The organism is Mycetocola lacteus (assembly GCF_003667575.1).
GTDB classification, from domain to species: domain Bacteria; phylum Actinomycetota; class Actinomycetes; order Actinomycetales; family Microbacteriaceae; genus Mycetocola; species Mycetocola lacteus.
Genome location: NZ_RCUY01000011.1, coordinates 120,364 through 142,528 on the forward strand (window position 1 = coordinate 120,364; position 22,165 = coordinate 142,528).

At 67.8% G+C, this 22,165-nt stretch carries 15 protein-coding genes; 8 read left to right on the plus strand and 7 right to left on the minus strand.

Annotation, left to right across the window (positions count from 1 at the left end):
- The first annotated feature begins 60 nt into the window (after nucleotides 1–60).
- Together D9V34_RS12835 and D9V34_RS12840 are read left to right on the plus strand one after the other, a co-directional pair.
- Nucleotides 61–1,449, plus strand: a complete 1,389-nt coding sequence (locus tag D9V34_RS12835) for a zinc-dependent metalloprotease (protein WP_425454441.1) — start codon at nucleotides 61–63, stop codon at nucleotides 1,447–1,449.
- A gap of 167 nt (nucleotides 1,450–1,616) precedes the next feature.
- Nucleotides 1,617–2,552: a TOMM precursor leader peptide-binding protein gene (locus tag D9V34_RS12840; protein WP_183091784.1), complete on the plus strand. Its 936-nt coding sequence runs from the start codon at nucleotides 1,617–1,619 to the stop codon at nucleotides 2,550–2,552.
- Here D9V34_RS12840 and D9V34_RS12845 read toward each other — a convergent pair.
- Both D9V34_RS12845 and nudC read right to left on the minus strand, forming a co-directional pair.
- Nucleotides 2,524–4,260, minus strand: coding sequence for an ATP-dependent helicase (locus D9V34_RS12845; protein ID WP_121687013.1), 1,737 nt, complete (start codon nucleotides 4,258–4,260; stop codon nucleotides 2,524–2,526). The genes D9V34_RS12840 and D9V34_RS12845 overlap by 29 nt on opposite strands.
- Before the next feature lie 2 nt (nucleotides 4,261–4,262).
- Nucleotides 4,263–5,318 carry an NAD(+) diphosphatase gene (gene nudC, locus D9V34_RS12850; RefSeq protein WP_121687014.1) on the minus strand — a complete coding sequence of 352 codons (1,056 nt, stop codon included), beginning with the start codon at nucleotides 5,316–5,318 and terminating at the stop codon, nucleotides 4,263–4,265.
- Between the two features lie 65 nt (nucleotides 5,319–5,383).
- On the opposite strand from nudC, the gene D9V34_RS12855 reads away from it, so the two are divergent.
- A complete protein-coding gene (locus tag D9V34_RS12855) occupies nucleotides 5,384–6,601 on the plus strand; it encodes a phosphotransferase (protein ID WP_147441568.1) in 1,218 nt (405 codons plus the stop codon).
- A gap of 76 nt (nucleotides 6,602–6,677) precedes the next feature.
- Here the strand turns inward: D9V34_RS12855 and D9V34_RS12860 are convergent, their stop codons facing one another.
- From D9V34_RS12860 to D9V34_RS12870, 3 genes are all read right to left on the minus strand, one after another.
- Entirely contained in the window at nucleotides 6,678–7,301 is a 624-nt protein-coding gene (locus D9V34_RS12860) for a TetR/AcrR family transcriptional regulator (protein WP_121687016.1), read from the minus strand.
- 109 nt (nucleotides 7,302–7,410) lie between these two features.
- Nucleotides 7,411–10,749 carry an ATP-dependent helicase gene (locus tag D9V34_RS12865; RefSeq protein WP_121687017.1) on the minus strand — a complete coding sequence of 1,113 codons (3,339 nt, stop codon included), beginning with the start codon at nucleotides 10,747–10,749 and terminating at the stop codon, nucleotides 7,411–7,413.
- Between the two features lie 2 nt (nucleotides 10,750–10,751).
- Nucleotides 10,752–14,237, minus strand: a complete 3,486-nt coding sequence (locus D9V34_RS12870; protein ID WP_121687018.1) for a PD-(D/E)XK nuclease family protein — start codon at nucleotides 14,235–14,237, stop codon at nucleotides 10,752–10,754.
- Between the two features lie 180 nt (nucleotides 14,238–14,417).
- On the opposite strand from D9V34_RS12870, the gene D9V34_RS12875 reads away from it, so the two are divergent.
- On the plus strand, nucleotides 14,418–14,642 hold the full coding sequence (locus tag D9V34_RS12875; RefSeq protein WP_030148536.1) for a DUF3107 domain-containing protein: 225 nt from the start codon (nucleotides 14,418–14,420) through the stop codon (nucleotides 14,640–14,642).
- 83 nt (nucleotides 14,643–14,725) lie between these two features.
- Here D9V34_RS12875 and D9V34_RS12880 read toward each other — a convergent pair whose 3' ends face one another.
- A complete protein-coding gene (locus D9V34_RS12880; RefSeq protein WP_121687019.1) occupies nucleotides 14,726–15,466 on the minus strand; it encodes a ferritin-like fold-containing protein in 741 nt (246 codons plus the stop codon).
- A 116-nt stretch (nucleotides 15,467–15,582) separates the two neighbouring features.
- Here D9V34_RS12880 and D9V34_RS12885 point away from each other — a divergent pair, with 116 nt between their 5' ends.
- On the plus strand, nucleotides 15,583–17,133 hold the full coding sequence (locus tag D9V34_RS12885) for a DEAD/DEAH box helicase (RefSeq protein ID WP_183091802.1): 1,551 nt from the start codon (nucleotides 15,583–15,585) through the stop codon (nucleotides 17,131–17,133).
- Between the two features lie 61 nt (nucleotides 17,134–17,194).
- Here the strand turns inward: D9V34_RS12885 and D9V34_RS12890 are convergent, their stop codons facing one another.
- Nucleotides 17,195–18,067 carry a PHP domain-containing protein gene (locus D9V34_RS12890; RefSeq protein WP_121687021.1) on the minus strand — a complete coding sequence of 291 codons (873 nt, stop codon included), beginning with the start codon at nucleotides 18,065–18,067 and terminating at the stop codon, nucleotides 17,195–17,197.
- A gap of 74 nt (nucleotides 18,068–18,141) precedes the next feature.
- Here D9V34_RS12890 and D9V34_RS12895 point away from each other — a divergent pair, with 74 nt between their 5' ends.
- The 3 genes from D9V34_RS12895 to D9V34_RS12905 all read left to right on the plus strand — a co-directional run bounded on the left by D9V34_RS12895 (nucleotide 18,142) and on the right by D9V34_RS12905 (nucleotide 22,057).
- Nucleotides 18,142–19,164, plus strand: coding sequence for an endonuclease/exonuclease/phosphatase family protein (locus tag D9V34_RS12895; protein ID WP_121687022.1), 1,023 nt, complete (start codon nucleotides 18,142–18,144; stop codon nucleotides 19,162–19,164).
- 809 nt (nucleotides 19,165–19,973) lie between these two features.
- Nucleotides 19,974–21,356 (plus strand): aminopeptidase P family protein, encoded by a 1,383-nt coding sequence (locus D9V34_RS12900; RefSeq protein WP_121687023.1) that lies wholly within the window; start codon nucleotides 19,974–19,976, stop codon nucleotides 21,354–21,356.
- A 176-nt stretch (nucleotides 21,357–21,532) separates the two neighbouring features.
- Complete coding sequence (locus tag D9V34_RS12905) at nucleotides 21,533–22,057, plus strand: HEAT repeat domain-containing protein (RefSeq protein WP_121687024.1); 525 nt, start codon at nucleotides 21,533–21,535, stop codon at nucleotides 22,055–22,057.
- Nucleotides 22,058–22,165: the final 108 nt, after the last annotated feature.

Below are 22,165 nucleotides of genomic sequence, written 5' to 3' on the forward strand. Positions count from 1 at the left end.
CTTCGGGACGTACCTGTAGCGTAGAAAGGGCTACTTGGAGCATTCGGAAAGGTGGCACACGTGCCAGACGAAAACGCAGGCAACCCCGAGGACGAGTTCCGCGAAATGCTGAACCGGTTTATCTCCGGGCAGGGCGGTATCGACCCGTCCCAGCTCGCCGGTGCCGCCGGTCTGCCCGCCGATCCCGCCGCGCTCTCGGCCATGCTGAGCCAGCTGCAAAACGCGATGCGCGGATCCACAGATGGCGGCGTCAACTGGGGTGTGGCCGGAGATCAGGCACGCCAGATCGCCAACGCCCAGAGCGTGGACACCCCCGAGGAGCAGCGCCATGCCCTCGAACAGGCTCTCAACGTGGCCTCGCTGTGGCTCGCCGATGCGACCACGTTCTCCGAGCTGAGCGCCTCCCCGACCCTGGTCAGCCGTGCCGAATGGGCACGATTGAGCATGCCGGTCTGGACCGAGGTGGCCGAGCCGGTGGCCAGCAGCATCTCCGATGCGCTCGCCACGGTCCTGCAGGAGCAGGCACCCGAGGAGCTGCGGGGCATGATCGCCGGTGCCAGCCAGATGCTGCGCAGCGTGGGCGGCGCCCTGTTCGCGATGCAGCTGGGACAGGTCGTGGGTCAGCTCTCCAGCGAGGTGGTGTCCGGTGGCGACATCGGCATCCCGCTGATGGAGGATAACCACGCGGTCCTGGTCCCCCAGAACATCGCCGCCTTCGGCGAGGGCCTGGATATCCCCACCGATCAGGTTCAGCTCTACCTGGCCGTACGCGAACTCGCGCACGCGCGTCTGTTCCGCAACGCCCGCTGGCTGCGCCTGCACCTGATTTCCGCGATTACCGCGTTTGCCCGCGGTATCTCGATCGACATCGATGCGATGGAATCCCTGGCCGAGGACTTCGACCCGAGCAACCCCGAGCAGCTGCGCAGCGCGCTGAGCAACGGCTCGCTGATTCCGCCCAAGACCGAGTCCCAGCTCGCCTCGCTGGCATCGCTGGAAACCACCCTCGCGCTAATCGAGGGCTGGGTGGACGTTGTCACTGCCCAGGCCACCGTGCGTTTGCCGCGGGCTCAGGCGATCGCCGAAACCGTGCGTCGTCGTCGCGCAACCGGCGGCCCCGCCGAGTCGGCCTTCGCCGCGCTGGTGGGTCTGGAACTGCGTCCGCGCCGACTGCGCGAAGCCGCGGCGCTGTGGCAGGCAGTGACCGAGGCCGTGGGTACCGAGGCACGCGACGCACTCTGGGCACACCCGGATCTGGTGCCGACCGCCGCGGACATCGACGACCCCGAGGGCTTCATTGCCCGCCTCACCGCGCTGGCCCGCGGCGAGGTGCCCGAGCGCGATGAAATGGATGACGCCCTGGATGCGCTGCTGCGCGGCGAATTCGGAAGCACCGACGGCAGCTCGACCGATTCGACCGAGCCCGGCCCGGACACCCCCACGGCCTAATCACGGCGAACGCACACATGCGCGAGATCCCTCGGGATCTCGCGCATGTGTGCGTTCGGGGCGGCACCGGACAGACCCGTCAGGCGGCGGGAGCTGTGTCCCGAGTCCGCCCCATTCGCACAGCGCATGTCCGGGTGATCCGGAGCGCCGGGGCGCACACTCGATCCATGATGATCAAACTCAACCCCACTCTTCCGCTGCTATGGCGCACCCCAACCGAGTTTCAGATCGGTTTTGACCCACCTGCTGCCATCACCCTCACCGCCGTGACGCCCGCGGTTGAGCACCTGCTGGGGGCGCTCTGCGCCGGTGCCACCGTGTCCCTGCTGGAGGAGCTCGGGGCACGGGGCGGATTGACCACGGCGGAGGTTCATGCGCTGCTCAGGGTGCTCGATCCCGCGCTCGAAGACCATCCCGACACGGGTCCGGCCCGCCGCCGATCGCGCACTCCCCGATGGGCAATTCTGGGACAGTTCCGCGGACATCCACACCCGCTGGTGCGGGCGATCGCGCAGACCGCGGATTCGGTGCGGCTGGATCCTCCACGCACCACGCTCGCGGCCACCCGGTGCCCCGCGCTCGTGGTCCTGGTGGATAACTTTGTGATTCCGCCCCACCGCTACGCCCCCTGGCTCTCGGAGGAAATCCCCCACCTGGCCGTGGTGTGCTGGGATCGTCAGGTGCGAATCGGCCCGCTCGTGGAACCCGGCACCGGTCCGTGCATCGGGTGCGTCCAGCGCTCCGCGGCGGCCCGCGATCCCACCTGGGCATCCCTGGCGATTCAGGCACATCGGAGCCTGGCAGCAAGCGCTCAACCGCCGCTCTCGGCTCTGGCCGTGGGGCCGGTGCTGGCGGCGGTCCATGCGCGGCTGCGGGCGAATAGCCGAGAGCTCCGCACGGGGATCCTGGTGATGGATGGGTCCTCGATCCGCGGTCGGCGAGAACAGATCTTCCCGCACCCCGAGTGTGCCTGCGGTGCCGGCGACCCCGCGGGCTCGGGGCCTGCGGAATCGGGGCCTGCGGAATCGGGGCCTGCAGACTCAGGGCCCACGGGCTCAGGGCCCGCGCCCGGGACTAACGGGTTGAGTGCCCCATTTCCGTGAGGAAACGGGACGGCATTCGGCTCCCACCACCGCGCGGTGCGCCCTCCGCCCAGGAGAGCATCAGGCGCGAGCGGGCCCGGGTGATGCCCACATACATGAGTCGCCGCTCCTCATCCACCATCGTCTCGGTGGTGGCGTAGCTAATCGGCACCAGCCCCTCGCTGAGTCCCACCAGGAACACCGTCTCCCATTCCAGGCCCTTGGCCGAGTGCATCGTGGCCAGGGTGACGGCCTGCTGGGTGGGTTCGGCTCCGGCCGCCTGACGCTCCAGGAGCTCATCGGTAAACATGCGCAGGGTTGTTCCGGGTGCCGCGCGGTCCACCAGGTCCATCAGCGTGTTCAGGGCCTCCCAGCGTTCGCGCAGTGCGCCGGGCTGCTCGGGTGGATCCACCGTCCAGCCGTGGGCACGCAGCACGTCGCTCACCGATTTGAACAGCGGCTCACCCACGATCGATACCGATGCTCCGCGCAGCTCCATCAGGGCCTGACGAATCTCGGGCCGATCAAAGAAGCGGGTCCCGCCGTGCATGCGGAATGCCAGACCGGCCTCGTTCAGGGCCTGTTCAAACACCGAGGACTGCACGTTGACCCGGAACAGGATCGCGATGTCGGCGAGCTCGGTTCCCGACTCATGCAGCTCAAGGATCCGGGACACCACCCCGCGCGCCTCGGCAAGATCGTCGCGGAAGCGGGCGGTGATCGGTGCGGGGCTCGCGGCCGCGCGGCCCGGGCCGTCGGAGCCGGACGGGGACGCGGCATCCGCCGCCCGCAGTTCCAGGGCTCCCGCCCGTCCCCGCATCAGGGCGTTGGCATCCTTGATGATGGGGGCCGTGGAGCGATAGTTTCGCTCCAGACGCACGATGGTCGCGTCATGATAGTTACGTTCAAAGTCCAAGAGATAGGAGCTGCGTGCCCCGGCGAAGGTGTAGATCGTCTGGCTGGCATCACCCACCACACACAGATCGTTGCGCGGGCCGAGCCAGGCGTCCAGCAGCTGCTGCTGCAGCGGAGAAACGTCCTGGTACTCATCCACCACGAAGTGCCGGAACTGTTCTCGCACCTGCATCGCCACCGAGGCCTCGGAGTGGATCATGCCCACGCAGGTGAGCAGGACGTCCTCAAAGTCGAGCTGCTTACGCTCATCCTTGAGATCCTCGTACCCCTGCTGCAGGGTCGCCACCTGCTCGAGGGAGATCGAGCCGATACCGGGCCGGTCCGACTCCGCATACTGTTCGATGCTCAGCCCGCTGACCTTACGCCACTCGATCTCGGCGGCCAGGTCGCGCAGCGCGGCGGTATCCAAACGCAGTCGGCGAGCCTCGGCGAGCTGGCCCAGGAGCTTACCCTTACCGCTGATCAGGGTGGGGAAGGCCCCGCCCACGGTGTGCGGCCAGAAGTAGTTCAGCTGGCTCAGTGCCGCCGAGTGAAAGGTTCGCGCAGATACGCCGTGCGCACCGAGCACACGGAGCCGGGAGCGCAGTTCGGCCGCCGCCCGGGTGGTGAAGGTCAGCGCCAATACCCGGTTCGCCGCGAAGGTACCTGTCGCAACCCCATAGGCGATTCGGTGGGTGATCGCCCGGGTCTTTCCGGTGCCGGCACCCGCCAGCACACACACCGGACCGCCGAGGGACTCGGCAACCACACGCTGGTCGGGATCCAGCCCCGCCAGCAGCGCCTCGGGATCGGTGGAGACCGGTTGAAGGTTCATGCTCATGCCCAGGCGGGTCCCGACCGGTCGGCCTGCGCGGCGGCAATGTCTCCTCCGCCGTCGGCACTCAGCCAGTCATCCAGCAGGGCGCGGGCGATCGAGGTCGTTCCGGGCAGGGTCAGCGTGCCCGCCTCGGCGCGCAGAGACTCGCGGGAGAACCAGCGCAGATCCAGGATCTCCTCGCCGTCGGGGGTCACCGCAAGCGGATCCTGATCCGCCGCCACCCGGGCGGTGTAGCCCAGCATCAGCGAGCGCGGCAGCGGCCAGGGCTGGGATCCGCGATAGCGCGGGTCAACAACCCGGACCCCGGCCTCCTCGAAAATTTCCCGGACCACTGCCTGCTCCAGCGACTCCCCCGCCTCGACAAACCCAGCCAGCAGCGAGTACTGCCCCGCCCGCCACAGCGCATTGGAACCCAGCAGTACCCGGTCCTCGGCGTCGGTGACCAACACGATGATCGCCGGGTCGGTGCGCGGGAAATGCTCGGCCCCACAGTTCGGGCAGTGCCGCGACCATCCGGCCTGGCGCACCTCGGTCAGGTGGCCGCAACGGGAGCAGAAGGTACTCGATCGGTGCCAGTTCACCAGGGCCAAAGCCTCGGTGAGCAGGCCGGCATCGCGCGCCTCAAACACCGCCCCGAAGTCTCGCAGGCTCCCCCACTCGCCATTCGGATGTACCCGGGCGGCGGCCTCATCGGCCTCGCTTCCGGCTGCATCCGCGCCGTTCAGCACGTCCAGATCCAGGCTCACGATGCGGGCCCCGACGGGGGTACCCGCCTCATCTTGGAGCGCACGGCCCAGGTAGGTTGGCGGCAGGGTCGCAATATCGGCGGGGAGCTCACTCGCCCGAAACAGGCGCAACCGGGCGTGTTCCACCGCCGTGGTGCCCGCACGCATCAGCAGATACCGAGCGTCGGCATCGGCGAGCAAGTCGATCGCCAGGTCCGGATTCTCGCGGGTTGTGTAGTCGCGGTCGATCTCACTGCGGGAGAGTGGAAGGTCGGCGAGGATGCCGAAACGGTCCGAATTGTCGGCTGCGGCCTGAAGATGATTGGACATGGGCTCCCTCTGTGAACGGGCGTGGCGGCCCGCATCACGGGTCGTCGCGATCTAACCTAGAGAACATGGTCAGATCGCATTTAACTCTAGCCGCGTTGGCGACCGCTGCGGTGCCCGGACTCGAGGTGCGTGCAAGCGGGACCCTGGCACTTGATGGATCCGGAGATTTCGACTCGGCGCTCCTGCGTACCGGCACCGACGAGGACGTCGTGGTGCGCGTCCCCAGCAACGAGCGTGCGGCCGGCGAACAGGCCATCGAGCTCATCGCCCTCCAGGCCATGACCGCGGGCATTCGCAGTCGTCTGCCGTTCGAGGTACCCACCGTGATCGGCCAGGCACCGGCAAGCCCCGGCCGAATTGTGGTGTCCAAATTCCTGCCCGGATTTCATGTGCCCGCCGCATACATTCCTCCGGGAGACGGTGTCGCCACCTCGATCGGTGGGGCTATTGCCGCGATCCACACCCTGCCCGCCTCCTTCGTGACCGAGATCGGACTGCCAGCCCTGACCGCCGCACAGTGCCGAAACGAGGCCCTAAACGTGATCGAGCGCGCGGCCTCCACCCGGCGTCTGCCCGCGGCGATCCGCCAGCGCTGGAGCGACGCCGCCAACGATGACAGCCTGTGGCAGTTCCAGCCCGTGGTCATCAACGGCACGCTGAGCACCGAATCCTTCCTGATCACCGACCACGAGGTGGGACCGGTGGTCAGCGGACTGGTCGGGTGGAGCGGCCTGCGGGTGAGCGATCCCGCCCGCGATCTGCACTGGCTCAGCGCGGCCCCCGAGGCCGCCGATGACGTGTTTGCCTCCTATCGGATCTCCTGCACCCGCACCCCGGATCGGTTTATCCGACAGCGGGCGCTGCTGCACGCCGAGCTCGAACTGGCACGTTGGCTCCTGCACGGACTGGACACCCGCAATCAGGAGGTCATCGAGGACGCCGTGGGGCTGCTCGACGGACTCGTCGACAGTGTCCTGGGGAACCTCTCCGAGCCGATCAATCCCGAGGCCGACCCGGTGCTTGCCGTGGGGGACGTTGAGACCCTCCTCAAGAGCACCCCAAAAACCACGCCCTCCACCGCGCAGATCGGTATGGAAACCGACACCTACGACTTCGACGAGGAAACCGCGGTCTCCAATGAGACGGGGCCGATTGGTCTACCCGAGGACGTCCTGGGGGATGACACCGCCGAGCCCGCAACGAACGCTGAGGCTACCTCCGAGACGAGCGATCCCGACCAGGAGGAAACCCGAGAAATCCCCTCGGGCGGCTCGGACCGCTAGGTCGGCCACCTTCCCACATAACGCTGAAACGCCGCGATCCGATATCCTCGGATCGCGGCGTTTCTGTGTCGGATTCCTATGCGGCGAGAAGCTCTCCCTGGACGCCACTGGCACCCTGGACGAACCGGGACAGCGCATCCACACAGCTTCCCTCCCCGGCGGGGTTCCCCGCCAGCTCGGCGGAGCTGGGTGAGTTCCCACCCACCAGGCCCTCGATCAGGGCTCCCACAATCGCCCCGGCGATCAGGGCGGTGGGCTGCTCGGGGAGTTCCCCGCTGGCAACACCGTCCTGCAGAATCTCCTCAACCAGGGTTGCCGCGTCCCGACGGCAATACACGCGTTCGCGCACCACCTCGGGGCCCGCGGGCTCATGAATCAGAGCCGTGGCAAACGCCCGCTCGCCCAGCACAACCCGGGCAAATTCGCGCACCACGGTGTCTAGGCGTTCGGCGGCCGATCGCTGGCTGCGGAATGGATCATCGTGACCGATCGCCGCACGAATGCGATTCGCCATGACCGAATACGCATTCACCGTGACCGCGGCGATCAGGTTATTTTTGGCTGGAAATAGTGAGTACACGGTGGCGGGCCCAAATCCCGCGTTCCGTGCAACCGCGGCGATGCTGAGGCCGGCGAGGCCGGACTCAGCGATCATGTTGCCCGCGGCTAAAATAATTACTTCTCGACGCTGTTCGCTCATTGGTCCCCCTGACCAGGTTGCGGCCGGTGCCGGTTGGACCGGTCATCTGTGCCCAGAATAGGGGTCCCGTTCGGCCTGCGATAGGCCCCGTTTGGGGGCCATACGCAGGTTACATCGAATGGGTCGCCACGGCCCTCTCCCAGGCCTGAACCAGTTCGTGTGCGTCGGAGAGTTTTTCCGGGCGCAGGACCCGATCATCGGCCACATAGTAGAACACGGCGTCGATCAGGCGGGGGTCGGTTCCGGTCCAGCGAGCGTAGCCCTCACGATAGAGCGCCAACTGGTATTGACGCTCGCGCAGCTCTTCGTCCGAACGTGGTGCCTTCCCGGTTTTCCAGTCGACGATCTGAATGCGCCCCTCACGCTCATAGACGGCGTCGAGCTTACAGATGATCAGTTTGCCCGCCAGGCGATAGTTGATCTCGATTTCCACCGCGATCGGTGCCAGGTCCGCCCACTCCGAGCGCAGGAAGGTGGCCTGCAGCTCCTCCAGGCGTTCGCGTTCGGCCTCGGCAACGGGTGCCAGGGTGCCCCCGAGTTCCTCATCGTCGATCTCCCACATCTGGGCGTCGATGGTTTCCTGCGATCCCATCAGCCCCGCGCGGTTCTCCACCCAGTCGTGGAACAGGGTTCCCAGGCGGGTCTGACGGTAGGGCCGCTCGGGGACCGGTCGGGCAATGCGCGCGGCCACCTGAATCGGGTCCACCACAAAGTCCTTGAACCTGGATGCGGGGATGCGCGCGGGCAGATCCACCCGGGCCGGTCCACCGGTGAGGATGTGGTGACGTTCGGCCAGCAGCAGGTCCACGTTGCTGGCGTCCTCGCTCGGGTGTTCGGGATCGATCGGGCGCGGATCGGCGCTCCGGATCGCCGCGGCCGCCGCGGTCACGGCCCGACGTCGCTCCCCCAGCGGATCCCGCGGCCACACCAGGCTGCGGATCTGATCGGTGCGTGGGTTTTCCTCCTCAAGCGGCGAGGACGGCAGGCTCGGATCCTCGTATCGTGCGTCCCCATCCCAAGCCACGGGCACGGCCTGCGCAACCTCGTAGAGGTACACCCCGGGCTCGCGCGGCTTGACCGCGTTGGTCCAGAACGATCCCGAGAGCAGCAGCGTGTCCTTGGCCCGGGTGACCGCCACATAGGCCAGGCGACGCTGTTCGTGCGCGTGCTGGGTGTCGATCTGATCGCCAAAGCTCGCATAGGCCAGCTCAAACGCGGGCTGGCTCTCAAGCCCGCGCCAGGCGAGCTCGGGCAGCTCGGCGGCGTCACCGCGGAACGCGTAGGGCAGCTCGCCAAACGCGGTCCACCCGCGGCGGCTGCGCGGGGTTCCGGGGAGCTCCCCGGACACCATGCGCGGGACCGCGACGCTGTCCCACTCCAGGCCCTTGGCTCCGTGGATTGTGAGTACCTGAACGGTCCCTGGCTCGGGTTCCTCGCCGCGCGGGCTGAGGTTTTCGTGCTGCTCGGCCTGTTCGAGCCACTCCAGGAACGCCCCGATGGTGCCGGTCTCATCCACCTGCAAGAACGCGGTGATCTGCTCGGCGAACGCCTCAAGACTCGGCCCGGCCAGCACCTGGTGCTCATTCGCCGCGGCCTCGAGGTCGAGTCCCAGCTCGCGGGCAACCAGGCCCACGTACTCGTGCAGGCCGAGGCCCACCCGGCGACGCAGTCCGGTCAGCAGGGTTGCCGCCTCGCGCATGCGCTCCAGCGCGATTGGGGTGAAATCCGCCAGCGCCTTATGATCGGCGGGGGCGTTTTCCAGGAAGTCGAGGGCGTCCACGAGCGAGGGGTTGTCCTCGGCATCGGCGGATCCGAAGCGCTTATCGCGTACCTCTTTGGGGACCCGGGCGAGCCGGTGATCGCGCTCTCCGAGCCAGCGAGCCAGGTTGCCCAGCGCGCGCAGATCCCGGGGTCCGATGCGGAAGCGACCGCCGGCCAGCAGACGGATCAGCTCGGATCCGGCACTCGGGTCGTGCAGCACTCGCAGCGCACACACCAGGTCCACGATCACCGGCTGATCCAGCAGCCCGGCCAGTCCGAGCACGTGGTAGGGAACCCCGCGGGCTTCGAGGGCGCGCAGGAAGGGATCCACCTTTTTCAGCGAGCGGCACAGCAGCGCGGCCGAGCGCGCCTTCTCGCCGCGCTCCTTGTCTCCACGCGGACGATCCAGCTCGGCGGCGAACCACTCAGCCACCGCCTCCGCCTCATCCTCGACGGTCTGCTCGAAGGCGATTCGCACACCACCGGGACCGGCAAACGTTGCCGGGGCCAGGGTCTTGACCGGGACGCCCTCAGCCACCGGCAGGGCCGCGACCAGGGCGTTGGCCGCATCCAGAACCAGGCCCGGGTTTCGCCAGGAGGTGGACAGGGTAAAGCGCGCGGCGGTGTCGGCGGGACGGTATCCGGGGGTCCGGGCCACCGAGAAGTCACAGGAGAAGCGCGCGAGGTTGGCCGCCGAGGCCCCGCGCCAGCCGTAGATCGACTGGTTGGGATCGCCCACGGCCATGACCCCGTGCCCACCGAAGAGGCGCGACAGCAGCTCGGTCTGCACGACCGAGGTGTCCTGATACTCGTCCAGGATCACCACCCGATAGCGTGCCCGATACTCGACCGATACCCGCTCCAGGGTGCGCACGATCTCCAGGGCCAGCGCGACCTGATCGGAGAATTCGATGAACCCACGGGTGCGCTTGCGGGCCGCATACTCCTCGGCGAGCTCGATCAGCATCGGCAACTCGGCCAGATCGGCGGCCGCGGCCATCAGGTCCTTATTCGGGCTGCGCTTGCGCTTGCCGGTGGTCTCGTCGTTGATCGGCAACTCGGTGAGGGTCTGGAACTCCTCGGCCAGGGCGACGATCTTCTCGGTGTGCTCGCGCGCATCGTTGTCGCTGATCCCGCGGGAGACCCGCAGCACCCCCTGCACGAGCGCGGACAGCGGGCGGGCGGATTCGACCAGCCGCGGATCCTTACTCTCGATCAGCACCCGACGCGCGAGCGCCCACGCCGAGGCCTCACCGATCACCGTGGCGTCGGCCTCCCGACCGATCAGCGCCGCATACTCCCGGAACAGGCCGCTGGCAAACGCGTTATAGGTCGCGATGGTGGGGGCTTCGAGCACGTCGATCTCGACGCCCTGACCGCCCCGATCCGCGAGCGCCTGACGCAGCTGGGTGATGCGCTGATGAACCCGCTCGGCCAGCTCACCGGCGGCCTTGCGGGTGAAGGTGAGCCCGAGGATCTCGGACACCCGGACGTGGCCGTTGGCGAGCAGCCAGACGATCCGATTCGACATCGTCTCGGTTTTCCCACTGCCGGCGCCGGCCACCACCAGGGCGGGTTCCAGTGGAGCCTCGATCACCGCGATCTGCTCGGCGGTGGGGGCGGGCAGCCCCAGCAGCGCGGCGATGTCGAGCGCGCTCAGGGCGGGGGTCTGATTCGACTGGGTCATGATTACTCCGAGACGGCCGCGATGAGGTGGATACGGTAGGTCAGGCGGGTGAGGGGATCGTGCTCGCCCTCGCCGAAGACGCCGACGAAGGTCGCGGCGGCCATGCCGGTGCCCACGGTCTCCACGCGCTCCTCGAAGGCCGCAAGCTCCTCCTCGGTCTGGACCTCCTGCACGCGCTCGGCGTAGGCCTTGACCGTGGGGGTGCGCACGTAGAGCAGCATCGCGCCGCCCGAGCGCCCGGTGATCGGGTGGCGGCGAACCGCGGGCTCGGCGGGGGCCGCGACCGGGGCAACGGGTGCCTCGGTGCTCGCGTCGACTGGCGAGTCGGCCAGTGGAGCAACGTGAGCCGCGACCGGCGCGTCCGCAGCCGCACCGGTGGATGCCTCGGCAGCGGCCGCCTCATCCGGCACCTCGGTATACACGGCCCCGCGGGTCAGCGCGAGCTGATAGGCGGAGAGCTGGGCGTGGGTCAGCATCGACTTCTGGGTGGGAATGCTGCGTCCGGTCTTGAGGTCGATGATCACGATCACCGGTTCGGTGTCCTCGCCGGTGGCCGGACGCCGCTCGATCCGGTCGATCGAGCCACCGATGATGATCTGCCCCACCTCGAGCCGGAACCCGCCCTCGGTGCTCAGCACCACGTTGCCCGCGCGTAGGGCGTCGGAGAGATAGGCGGCCACACCCACCAGAGCCTCGTCCACGCCGGCGCGCTCCCGCTGAGCCAGCCAGGGCGCCTCAAATCTCAGCTCGCCCCAGCGCTCGGAGACGTGCTCCCACAGCCGTTCGGGGGCGATATCGGCGGCGGTGATCTGATCGGCGGGGATCATCCCCGCGCGCTCAAATGCCTCGTGGATGATCGTGCCGATGCCCGCCGCCACGGTGCTTGGCGGGCGCGCCACGTCCTCGATGAACCAGTTCAGCGGCGACTTCTCAAACGCCTCCATCCGCGAGGGCGAGACCCGTACGCGTGCGTCGGGATCCTTGAGGTCCACCAGCGGGTCGGTGGTGGAGGGCTCTGCCAGACCGTACCAGGAGTCCGGGGAGGCCCCGGCGATCCCCTCGTCCGACAGTCGGGCCAGCAGGCTTGCCGCCTCGGCCGCCTCCTCGGGACGCCCGGCCTCGTGAGCGCGCACCAGGCGGCGGCGCAGCGCACCCACCATGCCCCGCAGGGTCAGCGGATACTCGCCGGTCCCGGTGCGCACGGGGGCACCATCGAGGGTCGGGAATCGGAGGAAGGGCGAGGGCTGTTCGTCATCACCATCGGTGGTGGACACCACCAGCTGGGTGCGCGCCCGCGAACATGCGAGGACAAAGAGGCGCAGCTCGTCGGAGAGGAGTTCGGCCCGCGCATCCAGCAGGGTCGTGGGCAGGCCCGCGACCACCTGACTGAAGAGCTGCGGATACAGCAGAGCCCCGCGCAACTGGAGGTTAGGCCAGGCACCGGCCTGCACCCGGGCGGCGACCACAACGTCGAATTCGCGGCCCACCACCGCACTCGGGGTGCCGATCCAGACGGCCTCACCCCGCGCCCGCGGCGCCAGCGAGTCCTCCCCCAGGTCGGCCTCCAGGAGCGAGTCGATAAAGATACCGGCGTCGGCATCGGGGTCGCGTTCGGCCGCACGCTTGGCCGCGGTGAACAGGGCGACCGCCGCATCCAGGTTGGTGTTGGCCTCCTCGGCGAGCAGGCCGCCCTGGCCGAGCTGTGTGGTCCAGGTTTTTTCCAGGCCGCTGCGATCCCAGACGATCCAGGCCAGTTCCTCGGCGCTGTTGCCCGCGGCATAGCCCGCCCGCACCTGCGCCAGGGTTTCGGCAAAGCGCATCGCACGTCGGGCACCGGGGGTGTCGAGGGTCGCGAATCTTCCGGGGGCGGCGAGGGCTTCGATCAGCAGCTCATCCGATCCCCGGTGTCCCCCACCCAGGAGCTCCTCGTGGCGCAGCGCACGACGCAGACGGCGCAGGCCGATCCCGTCAAAGCCCCCCAGCGGACCCAGCAGTAGCTCGGTGTAGCGGGCGGCGGTCACCGGGATGCGTTCGAGCGCGACGGCGAGCGCCAGGATCAGCGCCCGTGCCGCATACCGGTCGCGCAGGGCCTCGCCAGCTGTCTCCGCCGAGGTGGGGACGTCGGCCATCGCCAGCGCCCGAGCCAGCACGGGAATGGACGCCGAGGAGCGCACCACGATTGCCATCTGCGACCAGGGCACCCCGTGATACACGTGGCGCTCGCGCAGCATCCGGGCGATCGCCTGCTGCTCGGCTGCCGGGGAGGTCGCGCGAATGCGCACCACCGGCAGCGTGGGCGGAACCTTCCAGGGTCCCCGTTGGGGCTCGTCGGCCGGGTGGACGGGGGCCTGTGCGGCGACCCCGGAGGCCTGGCCCACGGGGTTGTCGGCAGCCGAATCGGCGGGCGGCGTGGCGGACTGCTCGGTGGACGGCGTGGCGTCGTCGCCGCTGGTGTCCGCTGCGGGCGCGGGCTGAGCGGGCAGCACCGAGGCCGCGCGGCGATGCTCGACCCGTCCGGCGGCACCCACCCGATCGCTCAACTCGGTGATCACGGCGCGCAGCTCGGGGCCGTGCCGATGCACCTGCGTGAGGGTGAACGTCTCCACCGGGGCACCCAGAATCAGGTTGAGTCCGCTGAGCGCCGCCGGATCGGAGCCGCGGAAGGTTGCGCTGGCCACGTCGGGATCCCCAAACGCCAGGATCGTGGATCCCGCGGCGGCGGCCGCCGCCAGGAATCCCAGCGTGCCCGGTCCCTGCTCCTGGAAGTCGTCCACGATGATCAGGCGCGGGGCCGAAACGCGGCCCTCACGCAGCAGCGTGGTTGCCTCGGCGATCACCTCGGCGGCGTCCAATCGGGGCTGCGAATACTGGTCCATCACGTGCTCATAGCGGGCGATGAATGCGGCCGCGGCCACCCATTCGGGACGCTCGTGCTGGTGCCCCAGGCGGGCCAGCTCGGCGGGGCGGGTGCGGGTTTCCACGAGCCGCATCATCAGCTCTCGCAGCTCGGTGCGGAAGCCGCCGAGCGCACGCACATCGGGTCCCAGGCTCTCGGGCCAGGCGGCACCCTCATCCTCCACCTCTCCGGCCAGCAGGTCGGCGAGGATCGTATCCTGATCGGCACCGGTCAGCAGCCGCGGAACGGTCACCCCATCGGCCACCGCGGCGGCCGTCACAAAGCTAAAGGCCATCGAACCCAGGGTGCGCGCCAGCGGGCCCCGGGTGGGACGGTCGATCCGCAGCGCCAACGTGTCTCGCAGCGCGGTGGCCGAACGGCGGTCGGCGGCCAGCACCACCACGTCGTCGGTGGGATAGCCGCGGGTGATGATCCGGTCGGCCACCACCTCGGTCAGCGTGTGCGTCTTCCCCGAACCGGGCGCACCGTGCACCGCCGCGTGGGCACCGTCGCGGAGGTCCCGCACGGCACGCTGGCTGTTATCCAGGCTCGCGGACAACCGGTCTTGATCGAGGGGTTCGGATTCGCTCACGATCCCACGCTAGCGTGAGCCACCGATATCCCCCGGAAGACACCGCCGATGCGGGGATCACGGACCCTGCGCGACGCGTGTTCGCTCTGGGCACGCGCGGATAACGGGTTTCGGTGGGCGGCGGTGTCGTACGCTGGAATCAACCCAGGATCCGTTCCCCGGCAACCGAAAGGCACCAACGTGGATATCCGTATCGGCATCATCAACAGCCCCCGCGAACTCGGCTTCGAATCCAGCCAGAGCGCGGCCGACGTCGAGAAGATTGTCGGCGACGCAATCAGCTCCGGCACCCCGCACTTCACCCTCACCGACGACAAGGGCAAGCGCTACATCGTGGCCACCGGTTCGGTAGCCTACGTCGAGATCGGCAGCGAAGAGACCCGTCGCATCGGTTTTGTGGGCTAGGTAGCCTGCTTCCGCCGTACCGCGCAGCGCCCCACCATTTCGGTGGGGCGCTGCGCCGTTAACGCAGCTGTCGCCGCGGGCAGCTAGGCGGTCAGGCCCAGCGCATCCATGCGCTGGGTGTGCCGACCGATCAGCTCGGTGAACACCGGTTCGACCCGCTCGGGAGTGTTTCCCGGCGCGCGATCGGTGGTGTCGGTACCCACCGGTTCGAGGCGCAGCGCCGCGTGGCACACCAGCATGATGTCGCCCACCAGACGGCGTCCGCTGAGGGCGAGGCGGTGGGCGCGGCGGGGATCCTCGATGATCGCATCGCGCAGGATTCCGACCACCACGGAGGAGCCGTTATCGGCCCCGAGGACACGTTCCATCCGGGGAGCCAGATCGGCGGGCAGGCGCGCGGCCAGGCCGCGGAAGAAGTCGTCCAGGAAGCCCTGGGTGATGTAGAGGCCCAGCAGCCCCTCGTTGATCGAGTCGCCGCGGGCGATGCCCAGCAGACGATCAATCGCCGGAACGTAGGGGGCCATCAGCAGCTGCGGATCCTCGCCGCGACGGCGAATCTCCCCCACCAGTTCGTGGTGCTTACGCAGCGCCAGCCCGGCGGGCCCTGCGATCAACTCGGTGGTCAGCAGGCGACCGCTGTCGCGGCTGATCGCCGAGTACTGCTGGAACACCGCGAGCTGTAAGTAGGCCGACTGCCCGAGGAAGTCGGAGGTGTCGGAGGCAAGCTCGGCAAAGTCCACCCGGGTGGTGGGAACCGTGCTCTCGCGCAGTACCACTTGGGATTCGTTTGAGGAGGGGCCACGCCGCCGAAACCAGGAAATCACACGCTCAGTCTACGCGTCCCGGTAAGCTGGGAGTGTCTCATCGTTGGAATGGGACCCTACGCCCGCACGCAGAATCCGTTGGCGTAGACCACATCACTGCATGACAGGCATTAAATATCGTGACTTTTCTTGAACTCGGCGTCGCCCAGGACATGGTGGACGCCCTCGCCGGTAAGGGAATTACCGCGCCGTTCCCGATCCAGGAACAGACCATCCCGCTGGCCATTGCCGGCCAGGACATCATCGGCCAGGCTAAGACCGGTACCGGTAAGACCTTCGGTTTTGGTCTCCCGGTGCTGCAGCGCCTCGGCGACAACCCCGAGCCCGGCGTCAAGGCGCTGATCGTGGTTCCCACCCGTGAGCTGGCCGTTCAGGTGTATGAGGACCTGGTACTGGCCGCCAGCAACCGTCCCACCAAGATCGCCGCCATCTACGGCGGTAAGGCCTATGAGGGGCAGATCGAGGAGATCAAGGCCGGCGCCCAGGTGATCGTGGGCACCCCGGGCCGACTGATCGACCTCAACAACCAGCGCCTGCTCGACTTCTCCAAGATCCAGGAAATGGTGCTGGATGAGGCCGACAAGATGCTCGACCTGGGCTTCCTCGCCGACATCGAGCGCCTCTTCTCCAAGACCCCCGCCGAGCGCCACACCATGCTGTTCTCGGCCACCATGCCCGGTCCGATCGTCGCCCTGTCGCGCCGGTTCATGACCAAGCCCATCCACATTCGCGCGAGCGACCCGGATGAGGGCCTGACCCAGGCCAACATCAAGCACGTCATCTACCGCGCGCACTCGCTGGACAAGGACGAGGTTATCGCCCGCATCCTGCAGGCCGAGGGCCGCGGCAAGACCGTGATCTTCACCCGCACCAAGCGTGCCGCCGCCCGCCTGATGGACGAGCTCAACGACCGCGGCTTCAACGCGACCGCCGTGCACGGAGACCTCGGCCAGGAGCAGCGCGAGCGCGGCATGGCCGCATTCAAGGCGGGCAAGAAGGACGTGCTGATCGCGACCGACGTCGCCGCCCGCGGAATCGACGTGGACGATGTGACCCACGTGATCAACCACACCATCCCCGACGACGAGAAGACCTACCTGCACCGTGTGGGCCGCACCGGCCGCGCCGGGAAGACCGGTATCGCCGTGACCTTCGTCGACTGGGAAGACCTGCACAAGTGGGCCCTGATCAACAAGGCGCTGGAGTTCGGTCAGCCCGAGCCCACCGAGACCTACTCGTCCTCCCCGCACCTGTTCGAGGACATGAACATCCCCGCCGGCACCAAGGGCCGGCTGAAGCCCGCCGCCCCGGCTGCGCCGCGCGAGGGTGCCGCCCGCAATGGTGGTGCCCGCGGTGGCAACGGATCGCGTCCGGCCCGTGGCGAGGGCCAGGGTCGCGGCGAAGGTCAGGCTCGCACCGAGCGTCCCGCACGCTCGGGTGAGGGCGGCGCAGACTCCGCTCGTCCCTCGCGTAACCGTCGTCGCACCCGCGGTGGCGGCGCGGCCGCCGGTCCCGCCGCCGGCGTCACCCCGGTTGAGGGTGCCCCGGTTACCGCCTCGGCTCCGCAGGATGGAGAGGGTGCTCCGCGCCGCCGTCGTCGCTCGCGTGGTGGCCGCGGTCGCGGTGAGGGTGCAGCCCCCGCCGAGGCCGCTCCCGCCGCCGAATAGCCGCACAGACTAAAACGCCCGCCCCTTCCAACTCGGAAGGGGCGGGCGTTGTGTATATGGGCTAGTCGGCGATGATCGGGGCGAACCCGGTAGCCTCGGCCACAATCGCGTCCACCACCGCGCTCGGTGTGGTGTTCTCCCCGAGCCGATTGGGCTTTCCGGCACCGTGATAGTCGCTGGATCCGGTGAGCACCAGGTTGTAGCGGGCGGCCAGCGCCCGCAGCCACGACTTCCCCTCGGGGGTGTTCTCGCGGTGGTCGATCTCCATCCCGAAAAGTCCCGCCTCAACCATCTCGGCCACCACATCCTCGGGGATCAGGCGACCCCGGGTTCCGGTGGCCGGGTGGGCGATGACCGGCACGCCGCCGGCCTCGCGGATCATCTGAATGGCCACGATGGGATCCGGTGCATAGAGCGGAATGATGTAGCCGCTGCGCGGGTGCAGGATGGTTTCGAACGCGGCACTGCGGTCGGTGGAGTGGCCGCGAGCCACCAGCGCGTCGGCAATGTGCGGGCGCCCGATCGAGGCCCCCGGGGTGGTCTGGGCGAGCACGTCCTCCCAGGTGAGGTCATAGTCCGCCCGAATGTTTTCCACGATCTCGGCCGCGCGTGTCTTCCGGGCCACTCGGATCCGCTCGGTTTCGGCGAGCAGCGCGGGATTGGAGGGATCAAACAGGTAGGCGAGCATGTGCACGCTCATGCCGTTGTGTCGGGTGCTCAGTTCCATGCCGGGAATCAGGTTCACCCCCACTTCAGGGGCCGCGACCATCGCCTCGGGCCAGCCCGCGGTGGTGTCATGATCGGTCAGTGCAACCGTGCCCAATCCGGCCACGGCCGCCGCCCGCACCAGTTCTCCGGGGGTCTCGGTACCGTCGGAGATGCTGGAATGAGTGTGCAGATCGGCGGGACCACGGAGGGAGGATTGCAGGGGCATACTGACCAGTGTAGGCCGCATGCTCAGCATCCTCCCGGGAACTCCCAGATTTCGCCCGATATCCTGACCGGGTCATGTTCAAGTTCCTCGGCGCTCTCCTCACCCTTGCGGTTGCACTGGGCCTGCTCATCGTGACCTGGCCCCCGCTGTTTGGACTCCAGACCACCGTGATCGTCGCCCAGATCACCGCGATGCGTGGACTCCTCGTGGCCTGCTGTGTCGCCGCCCTGGTGCTGTTTTTGATCATCGGGATCATTCGCCCGCTGCGCGGCTTTGCCGGCAGCATGGCCGTGGTGATGTTCCTCGGTGCCGTGGCAAACACCGGCATCCTGGTATACCGCGGCTTTGATGACTCGGCACTTCCCGCCAAAACCGAAAGCGCCATCAGCGTGCTGAGCTGGAATACCAAGGGGAACGCGATGGGGTCGGCAGCGATTGCCAAGCTCGCCCTGGATTCCGGAGCGGACATCGTGGCTCTGCCCGAGACTCGAAATCAGACCGGTCTCGAGGTGGCCGCGGCGATGAAGGCCGCCGGCAAACCTATGAACGTGTTTACCGAATCCTTTGGCAAGATTGCGGCCGCAAGCTCAACCACGGTCCTGATCTCCCCCGCGCTGGGCTCGTATACGCAGGCGACCAGCAACGGGGTGGGGGCGTCGAACACCCTCGTGGTTCCCAGCGTGGTGCTCCGGCCCACCGACGGACGCGGCCCCACCATCATCGCCAGCCACGCGGTGTCCCCCTCGACTCCGCAGATGCACAACTGGCGCGAGGATCTGGCCTGGCTCGCCGCACAGTGCGATGCGGAGAACGTCATTATCGCCGGCGATTTCAACGCAACGTTGGATAGTATGGCGGGCCTCGGCCGCGACGGCGCCGCACTGGGCCGTTGCAACGATGCGGGCCAGGCAACCCACACCGCCGCCCTCGGCACCTGGCCGACCAACATTCCTGCGCTGCTGGGCTCCCCGATCGACCACGTCTTTGCGACCCCAATCTGGGACATCGCGGCAATGAAGGTGCACACCGAATTTGACCAGGCGGGCAGCGACCACCGCCCAATCACCGTGCGCCTGGAACCGGCCGCCGCGGACTAGTCCCGAACTTCGTTCCGGATATGCCTCGGATTCTCAGCTAAGTCTCGCTGGTTTTCCATATCCTCAACCGCGTCTGCGACGTAACCTTCAACAAGGTATCGCCTCGTGCCCCCGACGTTGACATACCGTCAAATTCGGACGAAAACGAGGTCTTCACAATGAACTATGGAACGACGCACAAACCCTGGACAGAACGGCTCGAATCACTCGATGCCTCCGCTCTGATTCCCACGTCAGCACTCGCCACACTCGCCACGCTGCTCATCGATTCGGGAGAGCGCGGCTGGCCCGCACCCGGCATATATCCCGGCGAGACGAGCGGGATCCGCGTTGAGTGGCAGTCCGCCCTCTGGGTGGTTGTTTTCGAGGTTGACTCTTCGGGCAGGTATTTTCTTGGATACATCCCGGTGGAGCCACCCGCCGCGCCCGCGAGTATATCCACTCGGGATGCCACTCGACTAAAAACCTTTATCAGCACACACGTTCATGACTAGCGTGCACTGCGAGTATCTTCTGCCCGGTGAAAACATCCCTAACGTCCCGGATGAGCTCTGGTTACGGGCATGTTTTGATACACCAAACTTGATTGATCCAGTGACCGGAGTAGTGAGTAGTCTGATGTTCGCATGGGGAACCCTAGACGGCGGAAAGCTCTCCGGTGCTCGACTCCTTCACCACTCACGGGTTGTGCATGTGCCCGAGGCAGGTTCTCGCTAGGATCAACCCCCGGCACCGCGGTGAGCGAGCGGAGGCGGACGGACACGCCCGGTGCTTTAAACCGGGGCACGAACAGTGCGAGAATGTAAAGCATGACTACCAGTAGCGAAGAGACCAAGGACGCCCGATCCACCACCCCCGGATCCGATCGCTTCCAGGACTACATCGGCTCCCAGTGGGCCGACCGCACGGATGAGCTCCCTGCCGCGCGCGTCCAGGCGGCGTTTGCAGAGAAGCGCCGCGCCGAGGTGAGCGCCGCGTTTACCGGTGCCCGCGTGGTGATCGAGGCCGGCGACCCCAAGCAGCGCTCCAACGACACCGACTACCCGTTCCGCGCCCACTCGGCCTTTGCCCACCTGACCGGCTGGGGTGCCGACTCCGAGCCCAGTGCCGTGCTGGTATTTGAGCCCGCGGGCGAGGGTCACGAGATCACCCTGTACTTCCGCGAGCGCGCCGGCCGCGACTCCGATGAGTTCTACGCCAACCACGCGATCGGCGAGTTCTGGATCGGCCCGCGCCCCTCCCTCGCCCAGGTCGCCGCCGACCTGAACCTGGCTACCGCACACCTGGATGAGTTTGTGGCCACCGACTCGGACCTGCGCATCGACCACGACGAGGACCTGACCCGGTTCGTCTCCGAGCTGCGCCTGGTTAAGGACTCCTTCGAGATCGCCGAGATGCGCGCGGCCGTGAACGCCACCGCCGGTGGATTCGACGCCTTCATCGCCGAGCTGCCCCGCATCATCGCCTCCCCGCGGGGCGAGCGCGTGGTCGAGGGTGTCTTCAACGCCCACGCCCGCGAGCACGGCAACACCGTCGGGTATGACACGATCGCCGCCTCGGGATCCCACGCGTGCATCCTGCACTGGACCCGCAATGACGGCGCGGTCACCCCGGGCGAGCTGATCCTGGTGGATGCCGGCGTCGAGGTCGAGAGCCTGTACACCGCGGACATCACCCGGACCCTGCCGATCAACGGCACCTTCACCGACGTGCAGCGCAAGGTCTACGAGGCCGTGCGCGAGGCCGCCGATGCCGCCCTGGCGATCGTGCGTCCGGGCATCGTGTTCAAGGAGATCCACGCCGAGGCCATGCGCGTGATCGCCGAGAAGACCGCAGAGTGGGGCATGCTGCCGGTTTCGGCCGAGGAGTCGCTGCTGGTCGAGAACCAGTACCACCGCCGGTACATGGTGCACGGCACCAGCCACCACCTGGGCATCGACGTGCACGACTGCGCGCAGGCTCGTCGGGACTTCTATCACGATGGCATCGTCGAGGAGGGCATGATCTTCACGATCGAGCCCGGTCTGTACTTCCAGAACGACGACCTGACCGTGCCCGAGGAGTTCCGCGGCATCGGCGTGCGGATCGAGGATGACATCCTGGTCACCGCCGACGGCGCCGAGAACCTCTCGGCTCACATCCCGCGCACCGCGGATGACGTCGAGGCGTGGATCGCGCGTCTGAACGCCTAACCCCTCGGGCCTCATCTCGGCCTCATCCCGCGAAACGCTGATGCGTTTCCCGGGTGGCCGTCCCCTCCGTAATCGCCGTCGGTTCCACACCGGCGGCGATTACGTTTTGGGCACTCCGGCCGATCGTTTTCCTCGAGGCCCTGGCATCTCCGGACGCAAGCGCGCACAATAGAGGCATGACCGCCACCGTGGATCTGATCGATGCCTTCCGAAGCGCCGACCCCGATCGTCGCGCCAGACTCCTGCGCGGCTGCGAAGCCGGTGCCGACTCCGACCGGGTCGACTTTCTGATCACCCTGGTTGAGGACACCGCCGAGGATCCGGCCGTGCGCACCGAGGCCGCACGCGCCCTGGCGCTGATCGCGGCAATCGACGGGGAGGAACCCGGCCGCCTCTTCGATGAGGAGCTGGATGCCGCCCGCAACCTGATCGGCGAGATCCTGGCCGGCGTGGCCAATCGCGACCCCGACGAGGATCTGCGCGTGTGGGCTCTGCGCGGACTCGCGCGCTGCGACCTGCCCGACTCCGCTATCCGTGTGCTCGTGGGCCTGGCGCTGGCCGAGCGGGAGGATCCGCTGCTGCGCACCCTCGCCGCGGCGGCCGTCTACGCCCAAGCCCCGGAATCGGTGGTCCGCACCGAGGCTCTCCCGGTTCTTGATCACGACCCGATCCTCGCCGGCGGCCCACACACTGCCGGTTAGCGGTTGACACCCGAGTTTGCGCCCCAATACACTCTTGATCACTAACTTTGGGGGAAGCGAATGTATAGCTCTGGGATTCTCAGCACACACGACACCGCGCGGGCTGAA

Coding starts and splice junctions, on each gene's coding strand:
- nudC (WP_121687014.1), bottom strand. CDS start 5,318: ATGTCCAATCATCTTCAGGCCGCAGCCGACAATTCGGACCGTTTCGGC.
- D9V34_RS12900 (WP_121687023.1), top strand. CDS start 19,974: ATGACTACCAGTAGCGAAGAGACCAAGGACGCCCGATCCACCACCCCC.
- D9V34_RS12865 (WP_121687017.1), bottom strand. CDS start 10,749: ATGACCCAGTCGAATCAGACCCCCGCCCTGAGCGCGCTCGACATCGCC.
- D9V34_RS12855 (WP_147441568.1), top strand. CDS start 5,384: ATGGTCAGATCGCATTTAACTCTAGCCGCGTTGGCGACCGCTGCGGTG.
- D9V34_RS12845 (WP_121687013.1), bottom strand. CDS start 4,260: ATGAACCTTCAACCGGTCTCCACCGATCCCGAGGCGCTGCTGGCGGGG.
- D9V34_RS12840 (WP_183091784.1), top strand. CDS start 1,617: ATGATGATCAAACTCAACCCCACTCTTCCGCTGCTATGGCGCACCCCA.
- D9V34_RS12860 (WP_121687016.1), bottom strand. CDS start 7,301: ATGAGCGAACAGCGTCGAGAAGTAATTATTTTAGCCGCGGGCAACATG.
- D9V34_RS12890 (WP_121687021.1), bottom strand. CDS start 18,067: ATGCCCCTGCAATCCTCCCTCCGTGGTCCCGCCGATCTGCACACTCAT.
- D9V34_RS12895 (WP_121687022.1), top strand. CDS start 18,142: ATGTTCAAGTTCCTCGGCGCTCTCCTCACCCTTGCGGTTGCACTGGGC.
- D9V34_RS12905 (WP_121687024.1), top strand. CDS start 21,533: ATGACCGCCACCGTGGATCTGATCGATGCCTTCCGAAGCGCCGACCCC.